This is a genomic window from Ruminococcus sp. 1001136sp1_2201st1_G3_2201SCRN_220225 (assembly GCF_040924365.1).
GTDB lineage: Bacteria > Bacillota > Clostridia > Lachnospirales > Lachnospiraceae > Blautia_A > Blautia_A faecis.
In genome coordinates, this window is the sequence record NZ_JBCOME010000040.1 from 30,451 (window position 1) to 38,420 (window position 7,970).

At 37.0% G+C, this 7,970-nt stretch carries 10 protein-coding genes; all 10 read left to right on the top strand.

Going from position 1 to position 7,970, the window contains the following annotated elements:
* The first annotated feature begins 15 nt into the window (after nt 1-15).
* The gene (locus AB5642_RS13230; RefSeq protein ID WP_368371685.1) at nt 16-837 is read left to right on the top strand and encodes a hypothetical protein; all 822 of its coding nucleotides are present in this window, start codon (nt 16-18) and stop codon (nt 835-837) included.
* 3 nt (nt 838-840) lie between these two features.
* Nucleotides 841-1,197, top strand: coding sequence for a hypothetical protein (locus AB5642_RS13235; protein WP_173718818.1), 357 nt, complete (start codon nt 841-843; stop codon nt 1,195-1,197).
* 149 nt (nt 1,198-1,346) lie between these two features.
* Entirely contained in the window at nt 1,347-1,589 is a 243-nt protein-coding gene (locus AB5642_RS13240) for a hypothetical protein (RefSeq protein ID WP_173718789.1), read from the top strand.
* Nucleotides 1,590-1,752: 163 nt separating this feature from the next.
* The gene (locus AB5642_RS13245; RefSeq protein WP_202017102.1) at nt 1,753-2,073 is read left to right on the top strand and encodes a helix-turn-helix transcriptional regulator; all 321 of its coding nucleotides are present in this window, start codon (nt 1,753-1,755) and stop codon (nt 2,071-2,073) included.
* A gap of 133 nt (nt 2,074-2,206) precedes the next feature.
* Nucleotides 2,207-2,764: a transposase gene (locus tag AB5642_RS13250; RefSeq protein ID WP_202017103.1), complete on the top strand. Its 558-nt coding sequence runs from the start codon at nt 2,207-2,209 to the stop codon at nt 2,762-2,764.
* Nucleotides 2,749-4,293 carry a YifB family Mg chelatase-like AAA ATPase gene (locus AB5642_RS13255; protein WP_173718819.1) on the top strand — a complete coding sequence of 515 codons (1,545 nt, stop codon included), beginning with the start codon at nt 2,749-2,751 and terminating at the stop codon, nt 4,291-4,293. The genes AB5642_RS13250 and AB5642_RS13255 overlap by 16 nt, the downstream gene beginning before the upstream one ends.
* A 1-nt stretch (nt 4,294) precedes the next feature.
* Complete coding sequence (gene dprA, locus AB5642_RS13260) at nt 4,295-5,050, top strand: DNA-processing protein DprA (RefSeq protein ID WP_173718820.1); 756 nt, start codon at nt 4,295-4,297, stop codon at nt 5,048-5,050.
* 489 nt (nt 5,051-5,539) lie between these two features.
* Nucleotides 5,540-5,890, top strand: a complete 351-nt coding sequence (locus tag AB5642_RS13265; RefSeq protein ID WP_173718821.1) for a hypothetical protein — start codon at nt 5,540-5,542, stop codon at nt 5,888-5,890.
* Nucleotides 5,891-6,292: 402 nt separating this feature from the next.
* Nucleotides 6,293-7,273, top strand: a complete 981-nt coding sequence (locus AB5642_RS13270; protein WP_173718822.1) for an Abi family protein — start codon at nt 6,293-6,295, stop codon at nt 7,271-7,273.
* A 494-nt stretch (nt 7,274-7,767) separates the two neighbouring features.
* A partial coding sequence (locus tag AB5642_RS13275; RefSeq protein ID WP_368371686.1) for a hypothetical protein occupies nt 7,768-7,970 on the top strand: 203 nt, incomplete at its 3' end.

Genomic DNA, 7,970 nt, shown 5'->3' on the forward strand with positions numbered 1-7,970 from the left:
TATATTACGCCGCAGATGATAAAAGAAATAAGCGGTATGATGCAGCTGATTATGAGATGTCAAAGTGCAATGAGTTGGAAACTGCAAAGCCTTCGATATGATTATATAGAACAGATAAGAGGAGATAATGGGACAGATGAGAGTGAGAATGTCCGAGAATTATACGAGTACTTCTTTGGAGGTGACCATGATACAGTTTCAGGGAAAATTAAATTAAATAAAGAGCGTGTATATGAGTCCTTTGAAATTTATCTGCAGCAGTTATGTGATGTGCTGGCCCAGTTGTTGGGAACCAAAAATGAAAAAAGAGAAATCAGAGTGCATTTCAGATACTGGACTGCGGAACTGGGAGACAAAAATCTATATAAGCCATTGGTAATTGCTGGTGAGGGAATGAAAATTAAAGAGATGAGAGATCTTTCCTGGTCAGAACTTTTGAAGGGAAGCTATGAGGCCGGTCATTGTTTAATTGCTTCTATAAATGAAAAATATTGCCAGAACAGCTTTAAGAATAACAAGAATAAGGATGAAAGCAAAAAGAAGTGGTGCGACTTTTGGACTGCTATTCCAAAGCTTGGAAAAAATAAAGGAAAAAATACTCGTAAAGATATTGATAAAAATGTATATAAAGAGTATAATTCTGTAACAGATGAAGTGACTGTTGATCAACCTTATCTCACATTTGGAATTACGATTTATGATGAAAGAGACCGCAGATTATTGTATGTACTAGATTATCTGCATATCGATGAAATCATAAGCGATATGATTGATGATTTCTTATATTATTTTCCAGTTGATTTTGAAAAATATGCTGAATCAAGGAGGCTCGATTAGTAGATGGCTGATGAAAATGTAGCAGTGCAGCTAAATGACGGAGGGAGAATAAGATTATCTGGAAAAGATATTAAAAATGAAAAAGACGACGCTGTAGTGTTGGTTAATATGAATCGTCTCTATTTAAAACAGGTAAGGATTATTCAAAAAAAATATACAAGTGATAAAGAACGAGAAGAAGCTGAGAAGGTTCTTCATGTAATTAATACCACTTTACGAAAAATTCCTGATGAGAGACAGATGTTTGTCGACATGTCTGTAAAAGATGTTAAATTTTGTTTCCATAACGAGCTTGTAAATCTTCCGGCTAATTCATTCAGAAAGATTAATATGTGTAAAATGCAGGAAGCAAATGGCTAACCTGGTTTATAATAAGGTTGCATGAATTTTTGAAAGATGAAAATAACTTTGGGAAATGAGCAGAAACTGGATTATGATATAAGAAAAAATATTCAATATGCCGGATGATGGGAAGTCATCCGGCATGTTGAATATTAGGGGGGATGTTTATGAATGAGCAGTTGCTGAAAATGAATGGCTTATCGGTGGAAATTCCGAATGCGTTGTCGTTTAAAGCACATCTGTGGCATGAATTTAAGGCGGTGTTGAATAATGTGCTATCTGGTAGCGAAAGATCAAGCATTGGGGTCAGACCCCATAAAGGTGTAACGCGCCGAAAAATAGTTTGTTATTTTTTCATAACCATCCTAAGAATTCATGCTTTTCAGAAAAAGATTTGGAATCCTTTTTAACATCAGATGCAATAATAATGATGTCTGTAGTGTGTAATAATGGCAGATTGAATACTACCCGGGGTCAGACCCCATAAAGAAAAAATAAAATTTTCAAATAGTGTTTGAAAAATATATCATTTGTGATATAATCCATATAGTGCAAAACGAGAGGAAATGAGATATGGATTACGATATCGAAATGAACCAGAAAGATTACCAAAAAGAAAAAGAAATTTGCTCGAAGCGTTTAGCGGCATATACTGAGGCAATTCAAAGGATTACATTAGAGAAATCCTCAAAGGTAATAGACGATCTTGTAGAGGAAAGGCATCGGCAAGGGCTGACACAACAGGATATAGCAGATATGACAGGAATTCGGACCTCGAATGTGGCACGTCTGGAAAAAGGGAAAAGGATTCCGACATTAATTATATTGCAGAAATATGCTTCAGCATTGGGAAAGCATATCGAAGTAAAGGTATGCGAAGGAACAGAAGAGTAAATGTGGCAGTAAGGGAAACAGTATGTTTCCCTTTTAAAGAAAATATCATAGATGATAGTATAAATAAAGATAAAGGAGAAAAAAGATAGCAAGAAAATTGAGAATATGGTTTCCAGGAGCAATTTATCATTTGATGGAGCGGGGAATACGGAGACTGGAAATCTTTCAAGATGAATTTGATTACCAGGTATTTCTGGAGATATTAAAAAAGGAATCGGAGCAGAAAAAATGTAACATACATGCGTACTGTCTGATGACAAACCATTTCCATCTGCTTGCAGAGAGTCAGAACGTAGAAATTGGGAAGTTTATGAAGAGTCTTGCTGGAAAATACGCAATGTATTATAACCACAGACATTCATATAAGGGACATGTTTTTGAAGACCGATATAAATCATGTCTGGTGGAAACAGATGAATATTTCTTACAGACAAGCCGTTACATTCATCTAAATCCAGTTAAGGCGAAGATGACAGAGCATCCTGAAGATTATAAATGGAGTTCTTATCGAACTATTATAAATCTGCAGGATGATAAGATTACAGAAAAACAAAAAACACTTTCCTATTTTGGGAAAAAAGGGGTTTACGCTTATCGGGACTTTGTGGAAAATGCAGCGCAGAAATATTATATAGAAGAGAATGAAATCAGAACAGGAATGGGGGAAAACGAACTATGGCTTCCGTGGTAAAATGTTTTGCAATCGATGGAATTGATGGTTATCCAGTTGATATAGAAATAAAAACACTGGAAGGACAGCCAATGATTTCGATTATAGGGCTGGGAGACCAGGCAGTGAAAGAGGCATCGGAACGTGTACAGGCGGCAATTGATGAAACTGGATATATCTTTCCCAAAAAACGTGTGATTATTAGCTTGGCACCGAGTGATAAGAAAAAAAGTGGTTCTCATTTTGACCTCGCTATGGCAATTGGTGTCTTACAGCAAAATGAGGATATGGCAGTTAAAAATATTTCTGAATATGGATTTATAGGAGAACTTTCCCTAGATGGAAGATTGCGGGCTTGTCATGGAATTCTGCCAATGATTATTGCAGCACAGCGTAATGGAATAAAAAAAGTCATCATTCCAGTAGAAAATTTGAAAGAAGCTAAACTTGTCCAGGGAGTAACGATTATCGGACTACAGAATTTGAGTGAGGTAGTGCGCTTTTTAGAGGGAAAAAATGTTGATGTAAATCGTATGTCAGATAAGATGGAGCAGGAAGATTGGGAAAAAGTAGTAGATTTTGCTGATGTGAAAGGACAGAAAGAATTGATTGATGCAGTCATATTAGCGGCAGCTGGAGGGCATAATATGCTGATGATAGGAGAACCAGGGTGTGGGAAAACAATGATTGCACAGAGGATTCCGACTATTCTTCCGGAAATGACAGAAGCGGAATGCCTGGAAGTTACAAAGATATATAGCATTTCAGGAATACTTCCAAATGGGCATGGTCTGATAAGGCATAGACCATTTCGTGCTCCGCATCATAATGCGTCATTGAATGCGTTGATCGGTGGTGGTGCGAATGCGTTGCCGGGAGAAGTGTCGCTTGCACACAATGGAGTTCTTTTCTTAGATGAACTTGCCGAATTTCCAAGACGTACTTTAGATGCGCTGCGGCAGCCTATTGAGGATAAGCAGGTATGTATTTCAAGAGTGAATGGAACACATACATTTCCTTCTAATTTTATGTTCATAACAGCTATGAATCCATGTCCATGTGGTTATTTTACAGGATCAAAATGCCGATGTACAGATTATGAAATTATAAAATACAGGGGGAAAATTTCCGGACCTATTATGGATAGAATTGATATCCAAAAGGAAGTAAAACCGGTAAATTACTTTGAACTGGAACAGGAACAGGAAAGTTATACTATGACTTCAAGGGAAATACGGGAGAAAGTAAAAAAAGCGAGAGAAATTCAGCAAATCAGATATCAAAACGAGCCAGGAATAAACTGCAATGCACAAATGTCTACAGCATTGCTGCAAAAATATTGTGTCTTAGATGAAAAATCCAGACAGCTTCTAAAAGAGACCAGTGAGAAATATGGTTACAGTGCCAGGGTAATACATAAATTACTTCGTCTGGCAAGAACCAGTGCAGACCTGGCTGAAGTGGAAAATATTCGGCTGGAAGATGTAAAAAGAATTTTAAATTATAGGGATTTAGACAGAAGTAATAATAAAATGCTGGTGGTGAATTGAAATGAAGTATTGGATCTGGCTTTCTACATTGCCATATATAGGAACTGTATCTGCCAGGAAAATTATTACTGTTTTGAAAAATCCGAAAAATGTATATTACAGTTCGGAAGAAGAGTTAAGAAAAATAGGAAATTTAACCTTACGGCAAAGAAACAGTATTTTAATGAACCGAGAATTAGAAAATGCAAAAAGAATTATTGAGCAGTGCGAAAAACATAGAATCTCACTACTTCCGATAGAAAATCCTTTGTATCCTAAAAGAGCCGGAAATTGCAATGATGCACCGATTATTTTATATTATAAGGGAACGATACAGAGGATGGATAAAACTGTTGGAATTGTGGGCGCAAGACGATGTACACAGGAAACCAAGAGGGCTGTGGCAGAATTGGCGGTGGCGTATACAGAAAAACAGACTGCAGTTATCAGTGGGATGGCCAAGGGAGTTGATTCCTATGCACATACGGCCTGTCTAAAAGCGAAAGGTTATACAGTTGCTGTGTTGGCAAATGGTCTTGATATTTGTTATCCCAGTGAGCATGAAAAATTGAAAGAATGTATAGAAAACAAAGGTCTGGTTATTTCTGAATATCCTCCAGGAATAAGACCAACGAAATATACATTTCCAAAAAGAAATCGATTAATCAGTGCATGGTCGGATGAACTGATTGTAGTTGCTGCAGGAAAGAAAAGTGGTGCGTTGATCACGGCAGATTATAGTAAAAAATATGGAAGGAAAATTATTTATTGTGAGTAAATTGGCCAATTACATAGTGCAATAGGAATTGATTGCATTACATTTTGATGAGAAAAACTATAAAGAAGATATTGTGATAATGCTGAATATTTTTATATGTGGCAGACTTGTTTCCTAATCTGTGATATGCTGAAAACATATCTTCACATGATACAAGAGAAAGAAGAGGGAAAATGAAGTTTAATTATTGCTACAGAATTACGTATGAGGCTGGAGAAGTTTGTGAGAGACGCCGGGATCAATTATGTAAGTTTGAAATACGAGAATAGTCAGGTGACTATTTGTGATTCATAGGAAATGTCCGCAGAATGAAGAACTTCGCCAAATGTTGTAACAGTTTCCTGATTTTCTCTAGCCATAGCAGTCCTTCCTAATATATGATGATTTACAATATATCAGGAATATCGAGGCAAGTCACTACGCTATGTTATGAGGCGCTTACTGAAAAAGTTAGCTTGGCTGTCCGTTGAGGATTATGGAGCAACAGTGATGGAAATCATTGTGGCAAGTGCAATGAAAGGCTATCTGAGGCGGATGTCAGAGGAAGAAGCCTTGAAAAAGGTGGAGAGTATCATTGAACCAAAGATAATCCAGCTGTTCGGTGAAAGTGGCGCACCGATGCCAGTGCAAAGCCATGTTGATGGTGCAAAGTTCGCTGCGTTCATCGATGAGGCCGTAGCGGATTCGATACGAGAACTGGAAGTGAGGGAAGATGATATGTCCGGAGTCAGTATTGTTGTTTTGCAGAATGTAGAGGGAAAGAGTATGGTTGAGACAATGAGTCCGGAATTTGTAGGATTCATTGGAGATGCGTATCGAAGCCTGAAATATGAGAGGTGAAAACGGTGCCTTTTTGAAAGACTTTTAAATATAGTTGATATTTTGAGTGAATTTGAGTACAATATAGAAGAATCAAAAGATTCCGTGTGGCGACACGTTAAAGCTGTACTCTGGCTGGGGAGGTTAATTACTGGCACTTTGTGATGCTCGGCATGGCATTGAGCCCACACTAGGGATATATGGTGAGTCCGTATCGGGGACTTAAATTACTGATGACTGGTGATACTCGGTAGGGTATCGAGGCTGACAGCCAGCATAAAATCGCCACTGATTATAAAATATACTCCAGTGCCCGATGGAACTGGAGTTTTTCTATATTCACCAAAATAGAATAATATTATGCTTTAGCAGATCTTAAGAAAAAGAGCACTCGAACAAAAGAGTTGGAAAGAACGATTTAAGATGAGTAATAAAATAAATAAACCAATGATGACTTCAGAGTCGCTTGTTGCAAAAATGAGGGATGAAAAGGGAATTACATTTAAGTATGTTACTGAAGAGAAAGCAGAAGCATACCTGACGGATATTAACAACTATCTTCGTACGGCTGCGTATCGACAGAATTATTCTAAATATACCCGTGGTGTTAATACGGGAAAGTACATAAACCTTGATTTTACATATTTACAAGAGATGTCAACAGTTGATATGCATTTTCGATTTCTTATCAATAGAATGTGTCTGGATATAGAACAAGCCTTGAAAGTAAAACTGGTAAAAGATGTTTCAAATGATGCAAATGCAGACGCTTATAAAATAGTTGAAAATTTTTTATTAGGGAATTCCTACATAGTAAAGAGCTTGGAATCAAGAATTATGTCTCCGTTTACGGGTGATTTAATACAGAAATACTTTGATGTACAAAGGGTGTATAATCCGAGTAAGGGGTGGCATGAACACATAATTCAAGGCTATGATGATTGTCCAATATGGGTTTTGTGCGAAGTTCTAACGTTTGAAGAATTTTTGCGGCTTTATGATTTCTATTATGGAAATACAGCAGCGGTTTCTGGTGCGATTCTTGGATTAGTAAGATGTCTGAGGAATGGATCAGCACATAACAATTGTTTACTGGCAAATTTATCGCACGGTACATCAAAACCTCCGCGTGAGATTAAAGATTATGTTAAAAAGATGGGATCTATAACAACATCTCAAAGACAGAAGAAGCTTTCCTGTAGACCTATGCTTGAGTTTGTTGCATTGGTTTATACATACGAATTAGTTGTGACACCAAAAGTAAAACTTCATAGAAGTGAAGAATTGTATAATTTGTTCTTTAAAAGAATGGTAGAGAAAAAGGGCTTTTTTAAAGACAATGATCTGATAAAAACAAATTATGAGTTTGCAGGAAAAGTAATACGTGAGTCATTGTGCAAGTGAAAATAATTCTCTTGAAAACTTTGCACAGGGGTTGACTTTCAAGGGAAAATCGCATATAATAAGAGCAACATCAAAAACTGATTACAGTTTTTGCACGGGGCGACGTTACGACGGCGTCCTAGTTTTTTTATACAGAAAGTTTTTTATCACAGAGATGTAATTTCCGATGATAAAACGTCTGCCCACTGGCGCACTGTGTAGAATCCCTATATGGTACGCTGGTGGGCTTCTTTTTTGTTTCTATCCACATGAACTACAGACAGCACCTAGGAGTGAGCCGAAGTGTAGCTGTGGCTTAGGAGAAAACATTGTGGAAACCATGAACCCGGAATTTGTAGAATTCCTTGGAGATGCGTATCGAAGCCTGAAATATACAAATCATTTAGAAAAGCCTTGAAATAAAACTGGAATCGAGTATCCTTAAAATTAGAAAAAATGATATTTACAGTTATATTACAGAGAATACGAAAGCTGTTCAGCTTCAGGCGAGTAAATTGCTAGGCGAATTGAGCCAGAAGTATCCGGCAGAATCTACGGAGAATGCAAATGCGGAAGAAAAAACTATTTCAAGGGAAGAGTTAGTTAAGAATGTAAATAAAGCTCAGGATGCATATGATATAGCAGAGGAAGAATACAATGCATCAAAAACATTAGTGGAAAGCTATAAAGCTGAAATGGATTCTTATGCTGCTTCAAG